This is a genomic window from Streptomyces sp. NPDC060366 (assembly GCF_042725135.1).
GTDB lineage: Bacteria > Actinomycetota > Actinomycetes > Streptomycetales > Streptomycetaceae > Streptomyces.
Genome location: NZ_JBHXDC010000004.1, coordinates 151,490 through 164,771, shown reverse-complemented (window position 1 = coordinate 164,771; position 13,282 = coordinate 151,490). Strand labels below are relative to the sequence as shown.

12 protein-coding genes and 2 tRNA genes are annotated in these 13,282 nt (G+C 71.8%); 11 read left to right on the top strand and 3 right to left on the bottom strand.

The window, feature by feature from the left end:
- Positions 1-40: 40 nt before the first annotated feature.
- Both ACFWHU_RS13335 and ACFWHU_RS13330 read right to left on the bottom strand, forming a co-directional pair.
- A complete protein-coding gene (locus ACFWHU_RS13335) occupies positions 41-4,138 on the bottom strand; it encodes a PAS domain-containing protein (RefSeq protein ID WP_387224948.1) in 4,098 nt (1,365 codons plus the stop codon).
- A 168-nt stretch (positions 4,139-4,306) separates the two neighbouring features.
- A complete protein-coding gene (locus ACFWHU_RS13330; protein WP_387224947.1) occupies positions 4,307-4,789 on the bottom strand; it encodes an SSI family serine proteinase inhibitor in 483 nt (160 codons plus the stop codon).
- Positions 4,790-5,004: 215 nt separating this feature from the next.
- On the opposite strand from ACFWHU_RS13330, the gene ACFWHU_RS13325 reads away from it, so the two are divergent.
- The 6 genes from ACFWHU_RS13325 (at position 5,005) to ACFWHU_RS13300 (ending at position 8,019) form a co-directional block, all read left to right on the top strand.
- Positions 5,005-5,095: transfer RNA gene (locus tag ACFWHU_RS13325), tRNA-Ser, on the top strand.
- A 196-nt stretch (positions 5,096-5,291) separates the two neighbouring features.
- A tRNA-Arg gene (locus ACFWHU_RS13320) sits at positions 5,292-5,364 on the top strand.
- Between the two features lie 377 nt (positions 5,365-5,741).
- Positions 5,742-5,978, top strand: a complete 237-nt coding sequence (locus ACFWHU_RS13315) for a hypothetical protein (protein ID WP_387224946.1) — start codon at positions 5,742-5,744, stop codon at positions 5,976-5,978.
- 194 nt (positions 5,979-6,172) lie between these two features.
- Complete coding sequence (locus tag ACFWHU_RS13310; RefSeq protein WP_387224945.1) at positions 6,173-6,736, top strand: dihydrofolate reductase family protein; 564 nt, start codon at positions 6,173-6,175, stop codon at positions 6,734-6,736.
- A 29-nt stretch (positions 6,737-6,765) separates the two neighbouring features.
- Positions 6,766-7,407 (top strand): DUF6461 domain-containing protein, encoded by a 642-nt coding sequence (locus ACFWHU_RS13305; RefSeq protein ID WP_387224944.1) that lies wholly within the window; start codon positions 6,766-6,768, stop codon positions 7,405-7,407.
- A gap of 39 nt (positions 7,408-7,446) precedes the next feature.
- The gene (locus ACFWHU_RS13300) at positions 7,447-8,019 is read left to right on the top strand and encodes an isochorismatase family protein (RefSeq protein WP_387224943.1); all 573 of its coding nucleotides are present in this window, start codon (positions 7,447-7,449) and stop codon (positions 8,017-8,019) included.
- Between the two features lie 4 nt (positions 8,020-8,023).
- Here the strand turns inward: ACFWHU_RS13300 and ACFWHU_RS13295 are convergent, their stop codons facing one another.
- Positions 8,024-8,425: a hypothetical protein gene (locus ACFWHU_RS13295; RefSeq protein WP_387224942.1), complete on the bottom strand. Its 402-nt coding sequence runs from the start codon at positions 8,423-8,425 to the stop codon at positions 8,024-8,026.
- A gap of 29 nt (positions 8,426-8,454) precedes the next feature.
- Here ACFWHU_RS13295 and ACFWHU_RS13290 point away from each other — a divergent pair, with 29 nt between their 5' ends.
- From ACFWHU_RS13290 to ACFWHU_RS13270, 5 genes are all read left to right on the top strand, one after another.
- The gene (locus ACFWHU_RS13290; protein ID WP_387224940.1) at positions 8,455-9,345 is read left to right on the top strand and encodes a DUF2797 domain-containing protein; all 891 of its coding nucleotides are present in this window, start codon (positions 8,455-8,457) and stop codon (positions 9,343-9,345) included.
- A gap of 63 nt (positions 9,346-9,408) precedes the next feature.
- On the top strand, positions 9,409-10,314 hold the full coding sequence (locus ACFWHU_RS13285) for an amidohydrolase family protein (RefSeq protein ID WP_387224939.1): 906 nt from the start codon (positions 9,409-9,411) through the stop codon (positions 10,312-10,314).
- A gap of 97 nt (positions 10,315-10,411) precedes the next feature.
- Positions 10,412-10,798 carry a hypothetical protein gene (locus ACFWHU_RS13280; protein ID WP_387224938.1) on the top strand — a complete coding sequence of 129 codons (387 nt, stop codon included), beginning with the start codon at positions 10,412-10,414 and terminating at the stop codon, positions 10,796-10,798.
- Positions 10,799-10,882: 84 nt separating this feature from the next.
- Positions 10,883-11,638: a response regulator transcription factor gene (locus ACFWHU_RS13275; RefSeq protein WP_387224936.1), complete on the top strand. Its 756-nt coding sequence runs from the start codon at positions 10,883-10,885 to the stop codon at positions 11,636-11,638.
- Positions 11,639-11,658: 20 nt separating this feature from the next.
- Positions 11,659-13,281, top strand: a complete 1,623-nt coding sequence (locus ACFWHU_RS13270; RefSeq protein ID WP_387225141.1) for a sensor histidine kinase — start codon at positions 11,659-11,661, stop codon at positions 13,279-13,281.
- Position 13,282: the final 1 nt, after the last annotated feature.

Here is a 13,282-nt window from a genome sequence, read left to right as displayed (position 1 = left end):
GCTCCCGTCTTGCAGGGCACCAACTGCCCCTTCTAGAGGGTCAGTTGGTGCCGATCTTCGCGAGCAGCTCCACGATCCGCGACTGCACGTCCTCACTCGTGGACCGCTCGGCGAGGAAGAGCACGGTCTCCCCGGCGGAGAGCTGCGGCAGTTCGGCGCGGTCGATGCCGGTGGAGGTGTAGACGACCAGCGGCGTACGGTTCAACTGGCCGTTCGCGCGCAGCCAGTCGATGATGCCCGCGCGCCGGCGCCGTACCTGCATCAGGTCCATGACCACCAGGTTCGGCCGCATCTGGCCCGCGAGCATGACCGCTTCGCTGTCCGTTCCCGCGCGCGCCACCTGCATGCCGCGGCGTTCCAGCGTCGCCGTCAGCGCGAGCGCGATCTCCTCGCTCTCCTCGATCAACAGCACCCGCGAAGGGTGCTGTTCGCTGTCGCGCGGCGCCAGGGCCTTGAGCAGTACGGCGGGGTCGGCCCCGTACGCCGCCTCGCGCGTCGCCTGCCCGAGCCCGGCCGTCACGAGGACCGGGACCTCGGCGGCGACGGCGGCCTGGCGCAGCGACTGGAGCGCGGTCCGGGTGATCGGACCGGTCAGCGGGTCGACGAACAGCGCCGCGGGGAAGGCGGCGATCTGCGCGTCGACCTCCTCGCGGGAGTGCACGATCACCGGGCGGTAGCCGCGGTCGCTCAGGGCCTGCTGGGTGGAGACGTCGGGGGCGGGCCAGACCAGCAGCCGACGCGGGTTGTCCAGCGGCTCGGGCGGCAGCTCGTCGTCGACGGGGCGGGGCTGGGGCCGGTTCGCGACCTCGACCGCGCCGCCGGGGCCGTCCAGTGGCTGGGGACCTTCGGCGCCCTCGTCCGGGGCTCCTATGGCGTAGGCGCGGCCCTCGGAGTGGGGGCCGTGGCCGAGTGAACCGCCCTGGCCGCCGTGGGAGGGACCGGAGGCGTGCGGGGCCTGGGGCGCGGAGCCGGAGGCCGGCCCGGTGCCGGTGCGGGGGTCTTCGGGTTCCTGCGGGGCGGACAGCCTGCGGCGGCGGCCCGAGCCGAGGGTCTGGTTCTGCTGCTTGGTGATCTGCTGCGCGAAGGGCACGCCCTGGCCGAGCGTACGGACGCTGAACGCCCGTCCTTGCGTGGAGTCCGCCGGGACCGGCTCCTCCTCGGGCATGGGCTGGGCGGGGGGCAACGGCTGTGCGGCGCGGGGGTCTTCGGGGGCGGTGCCCGTGCCGTTGCCGTTGGCTGTGGCTGAGCCCGTACCCGTACCCGTGCCTGTGCCTGTGCCGTCGGTGTCGTCGTCCGTGTGGGTGTGCTCGGCCGCCGGGGCCGGGGCCGGGGCCGGTGCCGGTACGGCTCCGGGTACGGGCCACGACGGCTGCTGGCCTGGCGCTCCCTGGCCGGGCGCTCCCGGCATCACGCCGACGCCCGAGGCTGTGGGCATCGCGGGCGCCCAGCTGTTGGGGTCCATGGCCGGGGCGTCTGCCTCGGCCGACGCGAGTGCTTCACGCGGGTCGTTCGTGGACGCGACCGGGTGCGGCTTCAGCGGCGTGTGGTCCGCGCGGGGGTCCGACCGCGCGGTGTCGTGACGCCCCGGCATCGACGCGTCGGGCGCGCCCTGGGCGCCGGGCGCCGGTGCGCGGTCGGCGTCGGCCGGGGGGAGCGCGAACTGCGCGCGGGGCGGCGCCGCATCGGCGGCGGGCGCCGGGCGCTGCTGCGCAGGCGCCAGCGCACGCCGGGGCCGGCGGACGGCCGGCGGCTGCGCCGGGGTCTCCTGCGGCACCTGTGGCCGGGCTTGCTGCTGCGCCTGTTGCTGGGCGGCCTGCTGCGGTACGGGCGACGAGCCGGAGGGCAGTGCCGGGAGGGCGTTCTGGCCGTCACGCCGGGCACGGCGCCCCGTACCCGCCGCCGCGGCCTCCTGCTGTGCGCCGTGCTGTGCTCCGTGCGGTACGCCCTGCGGCGGTACGGCCTGGCCGAGGGCGGCGCGGCCGGTCGGGTGCGATCCCTCAGCGGCCGTCACGACCGCTCCCTCGGAAGCCGCGGACGACACTGCGGGGGGAGCGGGAGGGCCCGACAGCGCGAGTTCGGCGCCCGGTACAACCCCGGCCGTGTTCTCCGCCGGGCTCGGCCGGCCGCGCCTGCGGCCCGTACCACCGGTGCTCCCGCCCGAATCCTGCGCCGGGATGAGCTCCTGCTGCGGATTCTGCCGCGCGGCCGTCTGCGGGTCTGCCCCCGAGTCCGACCCCTGGCCCGAGCCCGAGCCCGATTCCGACCCGGAGTCCGGGCCGGGAGCCGATTCCGTACGAGCCCTGCGCCGCCCCGTGGGCTCGCCTGGCTCCTCGCCCGCCGCCCCGAGGAACGCGTCCGTGGAAGCTCGCCGCGCGCGCCGTCGCCCACCGCCCGGCCGGCCGGAGCCCCCCGTCGATCCGGCCTCGGGGGCCGAAACTTCCGGAACCTGGCTCTGGCTCTCCTCGGGGTCGGGCGCGGGCGGCTGGAACGTACCCGACCCCTCCCCCAACGGCACTTCGAGTACGTACGCGCTGCCGCCCATGCCCGGCATCTCGTGCGTCTGCAACACCCCGCCGTGCGCCCGCACGATCCCGCGCACGATCGGCTCGTGCACCGGATCGCCCCCGGCGAACGGCCCGCGCACCTCGATCCGTACGACATCGCCGCGCTGCGCCACCGCCACCACGATCGTCGAGTCGACGTAACCGCCGTCCGGCACCGCCCGCGTCCGGCCGGTCGAGTCCACGCCCGCCACGTCCGCAGTGAGATGCGCGAGCGCCGTCGCCAGCCGTACCGGGTCGACCTCCGCCTCGATCGGCGGCGCGTGCACGGCGAACTGCGCCCGGCCGGGGCCGATCAGCTCGATCGCGCCCTCGACACCGGCCGCCACGACCGCGTCGAGCAGCACGTTCACCTTGGTCAGCTGGTCCAGGCCCTCGTCGAGCCGCTGGTAGCCGAGGACGTTGTCCACCAGCGTCGTCATCCGGGCGTACCCGGCCGACAGATGGTGCAGCATCTGGTTCGCCTCGGGCCACAGCTGCCCGGCCGGGTCGGCGGCGAGCGTCGACAGCTCACCGCGCAGCTCCTCCAACGGCCCGCGCAGCGCGCCGCCCAGGACGGCGGCCAGCTGGTGGTGCCGGCGGGCCGTGTTGTCGTACCGCTCCGCCAACTCCTCGATCTCGGCGGCGTAACGGTCGCTGCGGTCCGCGAGTTCGGCGGTGTGCCGCTCGACGGCCTCGGCGAGCTCCGCCGTATGACGCTCGACCGTCTCCGCGAGCTCCGCCGCGTGCCGCTCGGCGGTCTCGGTGGCCTCGGTGGTGTGCGCCTCGACCAGTTCCTCGTAAGGACGCCGGTCGGTGAAGGTCATCACCGCGCCGACGAGTTGCTCCCCGTCCCGTACGGGCGCGGTGGTCAGGTCGACCGGCACCTGCTTGCCGTTCTTCGCCCACAGCACCTGCCCGCGCACCCGGTGCTTGCGGCCCGACTTGAGCGTGTCGGCGAGGGGCGACTCCTCGTACGGGAACGGCTCACCGTCCCCGCGCGAGTGAAGGATCAGCGGGTGCAGCTCCTGGCCGCCCAGATCACTGGCCCGGAAGCCGAGGATCTGCGCGGCGGCGGGGTTGACGAGTACGACGCGGCCGTCCGTGTCCGTACCGACCACGCCCTCGGCGGCGGCCCGCAGGATCATCTCGGTCTGCCGCTGCGAACGCGCCAGCTCCGCCTCGGTGTCGATGGTCCCCGAGAGGTCGCGGACGACGAGCATCAGAAGCTCGTCGCCGGTGTAGTTGTGCAGGTCGTAAGCCTGCTGGCCGTCCTCCAGATTGGCGCTGGTGACCTCGACGGGGAACTCGTTGCCGTCCGTACGCCGCGCGATCATCCGCGTCGGCTTCGTACGGCCCCGCTCGTCCCTGGCCTCCGGCCGGCGCATCGAACCGGGGATCAGCCGCGGGTCGAACTCCGGCAGGAGATCGAGCAGACCGCGGCCGACCAGGGCCGTACCGGGCGTTTCGAAGGTTTCAAGGGCGATGGTGTTGGCGTTGACGACGGTGCCGTTGCCGTTGACGAGCACCAGACCGTCGGGAAGTGCGTCAAGTATCGCCGCGAGGCGAGCAGCGCCTCGGGATGGCCTGCCACTCACGACGACGCTTCCTCCCTGAACCACTGCACCTTGCGGACGGCCGGTCCCATCTTGCCCCTCTGAGTCTCAGCCTGTCACTGGAGGGAGTCTAAGCGCTGGCGACGGGACGGGACGGCGGATGAGGGGGAGCTCTCACCAAGGTTGTGTGCGGACCCCGTACCCACCGCGTCAGCCCCTGGCGGCGGGGAGTACGGGAACGAGGTTCTGCCAGCGGGAGATCTCGCAGCCGTTCTTGCGGCTGAACGTCGCGTCGACGCTCCGCCCCTGCCACGTCCCGGTGACCCGCGCGGTGGCGGGCCCGCCCATCTGCATGGTGCACATCTGGCCCTCGGGGACCGGGGCGAACGGGTCCTTCCCCTCGCCGGCGAACTCGTCCAGCCGCGTGCACGCGGACCTCGCCTCGGGGTGCGTGCCGCCGGTGGGGCCGCACTTCAGCTCGTACGTACCGTCGGCGCGGGTGATGTTGGTGTCGGCGACGGTCACGGTGAGCCGGTCCTGCGTACGAGCCTGCTCCTGCTCCTGGAACAGCGGCGGCAGCGCGGTCCACGCGAGATCGAGGGGCCCGGCGGCGGCGGTGGGCGCGAAGCCGGCCACGGCGGCGAGCGAGACGGCGAAGGCGGCGGTGACGGTGAGGGAGGAACGACGCGACACGGGAGCTCCTGACGGCAGACGATTCCGAGGGGCCCGACGGTGCGCCCCGCCATCACTAACGCGCGTGAGCCCCAGTCGTTGCGCACCGACCCGGGACGCGAAGAAGCGCTTTGCCCTGCGGGCTTCCCGCCTAGTACCGTGGGCGGCGATTGGTGACACAGCGCTCGGCTGTGTCATCATCTGACACGCACCACCCGCGCCCGCGCGGGTGTGCTGGAGGCGTCGCCTAGTCCGGTCTATGGCGCCGCACTGCTAATGCGGTTTGGGACTTAAATCCCATCGAGGGTTCAAATCCCTCCGCCTCCGCGCATGAATCACCGAAGCCCCGTCCACCTGGCCGGGGCTTCGGCCGTTCCGGCGTGTTCCACGCCGTTCGGTGTCGGTCGTTTCGGGGTGTTTCCGCAGCTCAGACCTGGTCCGGTTAATGGATTTCACGTCACGCCGCAGGTCATGTAATGTTGTTCTCGCAACGCAGACGGGCCCTAAAAGCCCAGCACGCCAAGCACTCGTAGCTTAACGGATAGAGCATCTGACTACGGATCAGAAGGTTGCAGGTTCGAATCCTGCCGAGTGCACAGCAGGTCAGAGGCCCCATCGAGGAATCGATGGGGCCTCTGACGTGTGCCGTGACGGCAGCGGGGGCGTCGGGCGGCGGGGTCGGCCGGGTCGGTTCTTGATCGGTAGGGGTGTCGCCTCCTGCCAGGGACCTGTTGGGGCCGCTGCAGTTGCCAAGTCCTTCCGCGTCTCCGGTGGACCTCGGCCGTCCAGGGCCCAGGTTGTGGGTTGGGCCCTGGGTTGGGTCTTGGGGCCCATGCCGGTGGGTGTCGGGCGCTCGTATGTTTCTCATGTCGCCAGCGGGACCGGCCAGGAGGAAGCCGGAAACGCGGGGCGACACCAAAGACTCGTACGAGTCGGCCGGTTACCGGCCGGCCGACACAATAAGGGGAAGCTCATGTCGAACGTCACGCTGAAGGCCGCCACCAACGCCAAGCTCTACGTCGGCACCTGGGCCAACACCGCCGTCACCGCGATGAAGCGCCGCAGCGACAAGGGCCAGGGCGCCGTCGAGTACGTCGGCGTCATCGTCCTGGTCGCCCTGATCATCGCCGCCATCGTCGGCTCCGAGGTCGACACCGCAATCGCCGACGGCCTCACCAACACCGTCGACGAGATCCTCGGTGGCGAGTAACCAACCCCCCCCACGGGACAGGGCAGGCCCAATCCATCCCCGGCCAGGATGGAACGGACCTGCCCTACTCGCGTTTCCGATTCTTCGTGGATCGTGTCGAGAAGCCCGGTGTGGCTTCGACGTCTCTCATGGAAGGGCTCGCGTAAGGGATCGGGACCACAGGGCCCGGGACGTAGAGCCATGGAGGGACGGCCGTGCAGACACTGACTGTCGATGTGTTCATCTCGGTGGACGGGTGGGCCGGCGGAGAGACGTCGCCGGGGTATTTCGGGTACTTCGGTCCCGATCTGGAGAAGTGGATCACCGCCGAGTCGGCCCTGCCGCAACTGGTCGTTCTCGGGCGACGCACCTACGAGGCGCTCGCGGGGCTGCCCGAGGAAGCGCGAGACGCGGGCTGGCGGCGGATGAGCCGGCTGAACACGGTCGTGTTCTCGACGACGCTGGAGACGGCCTCGTGGCCGAACACGCGGATCTGCCGTGACGACCTCGTCGGGGAGATCAGGCGGCTCAAAGACGAGAGCGACGTTCCGCTCCGCACGATGGGGAGTCTCTCCGTGGCTCGACAACTTCTCGACGCGGGCCTCGTCGACCGGCTGCGGCTGATGACGTTCCCCCTGCTCGTGGGGCCGTCGGGCCGAGAGCCGTTCTTCGCGGATGTGCTGTCGGCCGACCTGGAGCTGGTCGAACACCGTGCCCTGGACGGCCGGGTGCTGCTGCTCGAGTACCGGCCGACAGGCCGCGACATCCCTCGGGCCTGAGCGACGAGCGGTGTTCCAGGAGTCGTACGGTGGCCCCTGCGGCGGCCTTCGCCGCCTCGATTCCGGGGGATGCCGTGTTGTGGGACGACCTCGTCGCCAGGTACGCGTGGGCCGATGCCGACGAACCGGGGGCGTACACCTTCTCCGTGGTCGCCGGGAGTGCCGAGGACGAAGTGATCCGGGCGTTCGGGGGTGATCCCAGTGAGACGCGGCGAATGACCTTCGCAGAGGCCGCCGATGAGCAGGCGGATCACCTCTACGAGGACTACGAGTTGCTTCGCGTAGTCACCTTCGGGGAGCGCGTCGTCGCCATCGAGTGGGGGTACCGCGGTAGCGATCCGGAGATCGCCCGGCGGGCGTCGGCCGGTGGTGGTGAGTTCTTCAGTGTGTACCGGGACGTCAACGCCCGCCATCAGGTCCTGCACGCGTTCGACGGCCGGGTGGACGGCATGTTCGAGCCCGCCGAGCTGGAGGACGCGGCCTGGCTGGATCCCAGGCCCGAGGTCCCCGTCTGGGCGGCGGATGTCAGCTTTCATATGGACACCCTCTGCGCGGAATCCTTCGCGCTCATGGAACGCACGATGGGCGTCGCGGTCGATCCGGCCTGGATCGGCACCTCACTGCGCACCGTGCTCCTTGCCCCGGCCGACGGGCTCCTCGACGGCGCATAAACGTTTGTGGGGCGGGCCGGGCGCGGTGATTATCGCGGGATGAGTGATGTGGCGGCCGTGCAGGCCCTGGTTGTTGTCGATGTGCAGCGTGCCTTCTTCGGCGGGGAGGGGGCAGTGCCCGGGGCCCCGGTGGTGCGGGAAGCGGTTGAAGGGATGCTCGGGCGGGCGCGGGAGAGTGGCGTGCTCGTCGTGCATCTGCAGAACGACGGGGCCGTCGGCACGGACGACGAGGTCGGGACCGCGGGGTGGGAGCTCGCCCTGACCGTCATCGAGGGGGACCGCGAGGTGGTCGTGCGGAAGCAGCACGACGACGGGTTCGCGGGGACCTCGCTCGGCGCGCTGCTGGTGGGCGCCGGGGTGAAGGGGATCGCCGTGTGCGGGGTGATGTCCGAGATGTGCGTGTCGGCCACCGCGCGGACAGCACTCGCGCGTGGCTACCGGGTCGTGCTGCCGCACGACGCCCACGCGACGTACGACGTCCCGGCCGCCCACGGCATCAGCGACGCCGTCCCGGCAGCGACCGTCTCGCGCGTCGCCGAGTGGGCGCTCGGGGACGAGGCCGAGATAGTCGCACGCGCTGTTGACGTGCGCTTCGAGGCGGACGGGCGGTGAACGCTCAGGCCGGGACCACCACGATCTGAGACTCGTCCTCGTAGACGATCCTGCCGGGCGCGACCGGCGAGGTGAGCCGTACGCACGCGACGTCGTGCGCCGCCAGCAGATCGAGATAGCCGGGCACCCGCGCGAGCAGTTCGCCCGCCGTCGACTTGAACCAGGCCGTCGCGCCCGGGTTGACGTCGTGGTCGTAGACCGTCGCGTCGGCCTTCGTGGGGTCCGGGTAGGCCGCGTCGTACCAGTCGTTGTTCGTACGCCAGAAACTCCACTGCTCCGGGGTCAGCCTGCCGTCCCGCGCCAGGCCGTTGGCCAGCGCGAAGACGCCCGGGAAGTGGCCGCGCGGGCTCCGGGTCGGGGACTGGAAGCGGATGTAGTGGAGGGTGGGGGTCGTGAGGAGCGGCATTTCGCACTTCTAGCAGATCGGGAGCACGTATGGGGTGGCGGTGCGGTGGGCTGCGGTGGGGCGCCGGCGGGGCCGAGTTGGTGTGGCGGGACGGCGGGCGGGAGCGGCGCAGCGCGCTCGGGTACGGGCGTGACCTCGGGTTCCGGGTCGTCGGGGAGCGGCGCTGCACCGGGGTGCGGGGACAGGTCTGTCCCCTCGGCGCCGTCGTGGGCGGGCGGAGCACCGGCGGGCAGTGCCCGGACTGCGCGCGGCTCGACCGGTCGCGTTCGGTGGCCGCCGACACCGTCGCCGACGACCCGCAGCCGTACATGGTCTATCTGGCGTGGTTCGGGCCCGGCATGGTCAAGGTCGGGATCACCGCCGAGGCGCGCGGGTCGGCGCGCCTGCTCGAACAGGGCGCCGTGGTGTTCACCCGGCTCGGGCGCGGGCCGCTGATGGCGGCGCGGCGGACCGAGGAGTTGCTGCGTACGGCGCTGGGTGTGCCGGACCGCGTTCCGTACGCCGCGAAGCGTGCCGTACGCGCCACGTTGCCGACCACGCCCGGTGAACGGGACTCGGAAGTGGGCGAGTTGTACGTGCGGGCAGTCGGGCTCGCCGACTGGCCCGAATCGTTGGAGCGCGTGGACTACGAACCGGTGGACCACGTGGGCGTGTTCGGGCTGGCCGGGTCCCCGCCCGTGACGGGTGTGATCGGCGAGCTGGTCGACGGAGGGCGCGTCGCCGGGCGGCTCGTGGCCGCCGCCGGGCCCGATCTGCACCTGGAGTGCGATGACGGCGCGGTGCTCGTGCTCGACACAAGGCTGGCGAAGGGGTGGGAACTCGCCGCGGCGGGAGACCCGGACTCGGACACCGGGGGCGTGACCGTACCCGTACGCGAAGTGGTCGGCAGCGACCGCGCCGTACAGGACGGGCTGTTCTGACCATGGTCCGTGGTCCTTCGGGTACCCCTGGACAGCACGTCGCCCGGATCGGAGGCTAGAGGGATGGATGATCAAGCAGCCGCGGAGATCGAGGCCGTGAGGGAGTTCCGGGACCGGCTCTCTCTGCCCGGACTCATCGACATACACACGCACTTCATGCCCGATCGCGTCCTGCGGAAAGTGTGGGCGTACTTCGACAGCGCCGGACCCCTCACCGGCATGGAGTGGCCCATCACCTACCGGCACGAGGAGGACCAACGCGTCGCGCTCCTGCGCGCGTTCGGCGTCCGCGCGTACACCTCGATGCTCTACCCCCACAAGCCCGGCATGGCCGACTGGCTCAACGGCTGGGCCGCCGGATTCGCCGCGCGGACGCCCGACTGCCTCCAGACCGCGACCCTCTTCCCGGAGGAGGGCGTGGAGACGTACGTACGCGAGGCCGTCGAGTCCGGCGCCCGGATCTTCAAGTCGCATCTCCAGGTGGGGGGTTACGACCCCAACGACGAACGCCTCGACCGGACATGGGGGTTGCTCGCCGACGCCGGCGTGCCGGTGGTGATGCACTGCGGATCGGGCCCGCAGCCCGGCAAGTTCACCGGGCCGGAGCCCGTCGGCCGGCTGCTCGCGCGCCATCCGCGACTGCGGCTGGTCGTCGCGCACATGGGGATGCCGGAGTACACGGACTTCCTGGATCTGGCGGACCGGTACGACGGGGTCCTGCTCGACACGACGATCGCGTTCACCGACTTCAGCGAGGGCTTCGCGCCGTTCCCGGCCGGGCCGGAGGCCAAGGCCCGGCTCGCGGTTCTGGGGGACCGGATCCTGCTCGGTACGGACTTCCCCAACATCCCCTACCCGTACCTCCACCAGTTGGAGGTCCTCGAAGGCCTCGGGCTCGGCGACGACTGGACACGCGCCGTCTGTTACGGGAACGGGGTCCGCCTCTTCGGGCTGGAGTTGGAAGGCTGAACCTGGGCGTGGAAGGGAGACGCTGATATTCTGAAAGGCTGCTCACTTCCGTGGGCAGAGAGATCCGTGGGCAGAGAGAGGAGTGCGGTGCCGTGAAGTGGACGCAGAACACCACTCGGTCGACCTGGCCGCCCGCCCGGAAGCTCCGGGAGTACGGGCGGCGGGTTCCGAGAGGAACGAGATGTCCCGTACGGACAAGACCAAGCCGCCGTGGGTACGCCACGCGGAGCACGACCCCCTGCCTGTGCACGACCACCGTTACGGCGCCTGCGACCTGCCGCCCCGCCCGACGCGGGAGGACACCGACACCCGTTGCCGGTGGGCACACACCCTCATGGCGCTGATCACCCGGCCCTGCTGCGCCGGATGCAAGGTCCGCTCCCACATCAGGGAACGGCAGGAGTGGGCCAGGGCCGCCAACCGCAGGGAGCGTTACGCGGGGCGGCGCGAGGCACGCCGTTTCGCCGCGGGGGACACGACCTAGCGCGCCCCGTCCCCGGCCCCGTTCTCAGGGAATTCACAGGAAGCGGCAAGGACGTTCTCAGGGGGCCTCCGCAGTCTTGGCATCATGACCGTCACCTCGCCCAGGGGGCGCACCGAGATGATCAAGCCGGACGGGAGCCCCGTCCGGGTCCTCGTCGTGGACGACGAGGCCTCGCTCGCCGAGCTCATGTCCATGACCCTGCGCTACGAGGGGTGGGAGGTCCGCAGCGCCGGTGACGGGGCCGGCGCCGTGCGTTCGGCGCGGGAGTTCCGGCCCGACGCGGTGGTGCTGGACGTGATGCTGCCCGACATGGACGGCATCGCCGTCCTCGGGCGGCTCCGCGAGGAGTTGCCGCAGGTGCCGGTCCTCTTCCTCACCGCCAAGGACGCCGTGGAGGACCGGATCGCCGGGCTCACCGCGGGCGGTGACGACTACGTCACCAAGCCCTTCAGCCTGGAGGAGGTCGTGGCACGCCTGCGCGGGCTGATACGACGCTCCGGCACCGCCGCCGTACACAGTGAATCGACGCTGGTCGTGGGCGACTTGACCCTCGACGAGGACAGCCACGACGTCAGCCGGGCGGGGCAGTCCATCCATCTCACGGCGACCGAGTTCGAGCTGCTGCGCTTCCTGATGCGCAACCCGCGGCGCGTGCTGAGCAAGGCCCAGATCCTGGACCGCGTGTGGTCGTACGACTTCGGCGGCCAGGCGAACGTGGTGGAGCTCTACATCTCGTACCTGCGACGGAAGATCGACGCGGGCCGGCCACCGATGATCCACACCCGGCGCGGGGCGGGGTATCTGATCAAGCCGGGAGAGCCGGGGGAGTCGGGAGAGTAGTGGTGGCCGTCCGGGGCCGAATACGACCGAGAGGCGTACGTACGGCCTTGAAACGGGCCCCGAAACGCTGGTCGCTTCGCACGCGCCTCGTCGTTTCGGCCGTCTCCCTGATCGCGGTCGTGGCTGCGGTCATCGGCGCCGTGACGACGATCGCGTTCCGCTCGTACCAGTACGACCAGCTCGACGCCCAGGTCCACGCGATCGCCCAGCGGGCCGCCGGGCCGCACAAGCGGGCCGACCGGCCGCCGGACGACGTCCCGCCGCCACGCCTCACGGAGGTGAAGGAGCCGCTCAGGACCATCACCGGCGGTGGCGCCCCGATCGGTACGGTCGGCGTCGAGCTGACCGGCACCGGTCCGGGCGATGTCGGCCGGGGCATGATCAGCGCCCAGACGGGCGGCGACGACCCGGGCCAGCAGGTCACCGGGCACGCCCTCAACGACTCCGAGACGGCCGCGCTGGCGACGGTGCCGCGCGACGGCGACTCGCACACCGTGACCCTCTCGGACCTCGGTGACTACCGCGTCGAGTACGTGGAGGGCGTCAACGGCTCCTTCCTCGTCGGAGTCCCGCTCAGCGACGTCCAGGACACCCTCGCCACCCTGATCGTGGTCGAGATCTGCGTCACCGTCGCCGGTCTCATCGCTGCCGGGATCGCGGGCGGGGTGCTCGTCGGGGTGGCCCTGCGGCCGTTGCGGCGCGTCGCCACGACCGCGACCCTCGTCTCCGAACTCCCCCTGCACAGCGGCGAGGTGGCGCCCCTGACGCGGCTGCCGGACACCGAGGCCGATCCGCGTACCGAGGTCGGTCAGGTCGGCGCCGCGCTCAACCGGATGCTGGGGCACGTCGGGTCGGCACTCACCGCGCGGCAGGAGAGCGAGACGCGGGTACGGCGCTTCGTCGCCGACGCGAGTCACGAGCTGCGGACTCCGCTCGCCTCCATCCGCGGCTACGCCGAACTCACCCGCCGCGGCCGGGAGGAGATCGGCCCCGACACCCGGCACGCGCTCGGCCGGATCGAGGCCGAGGCGGAGCGGATGACCGGGCTGGTGGACGATCTTCTGCTGCTCGCACGGCTCGACGCCGGTCGGCCGCTCGCGTACGGGACGACGGACCTCTCCCCGCTCGTCGTGGACGCCGTCGCAGACGCCCGGGCCGCCGGGCAGGACCACCACTGGCGGCTGGAGTTGCCGGACGAGCCCGCGCATGTGCACGGCGACGGCCCCCGGCTCCATCAGGTGCTGGTCAACCTGCTGGCCAACGCCCGGACGCACACCCCGCCGGGGACGACCGTCACCGCGCGCGTGCGCACCACCGCCGACGGCCAGGACCGGTGCGTCGTGCTGGACGTCGTGGACGACGGGCCCGGCATCCCGCCCGCCCTTCTCCCCCACGTCTTCGAACGCTTCGCGCGCGGCGACGCGTCCCGTTCCCGCTCCGCCGCCACGGCGGCCGACTCCACCGGTCTCGGCCTCGCCATCGTGCACGCCGTCGTCACCGCGCACGCCGGCGACGTCCAAGTACGGAGCGAGCCCGGCCGCACCGCCTTCACCGTGCGCCTCCCGGCCGATATCACCGCCACCCGAACCCCCACCTCCACCTCCACCCCCAGCCCCAGCCACACCCCTGTCTCACTCACCTGAA

What these genes read in the sequence shown, in the direction of transcription:
- ACFWHU_RS13315 (WP_387224946.1), top strand. Translation starts at nt 5,742, where the DNA reads ATGTCGAACGTCACGCTGAAGGCCGCCACCAACGCCAAGCTCTACGTC.
- ACFWHU_RS13300 (WP_387224943.1), top strand. Translation starts at nt 7,447, where the DNA reads ATGAGTGATGTGGCGGCCGTGCAGGCCCTGGTTGTTGTCGATGTGCAG.
- ACFWHU_RS13295 (WP_387224942.1), bottom strand. Translation starts at nt 8,425, where the DNA reads ATGCCGCTCCTCACGACCCCCACCCTCCACTACATCCGCTTCCAGTCC.
- ACFWHU_RS13290 (WP_387224940.1), top strand. Translation starts at nt 8,455, where the DNA reads ATGGGGTGGCGGTGCGGTGGGCTGCGGTGGGGCGCCGGCGGGGCCGAG.
- ACFWHU_RS13285 (WP_387224939.1), top strand. Translation starts at nt 9,409, where the DNA reads ATGGATGATCAAGCAGCCGCGGAGATCGAGGCCGTGAGGGAGTTCCGG.
- ACFWHU_RS13275 (WP_387224936.1), top strand. Translation starts at nt 10,883, where the DNA reads ATGACCGTCACCTCGCCCAGGGGGCGCACCGAGATGATCAAGCCGGAC.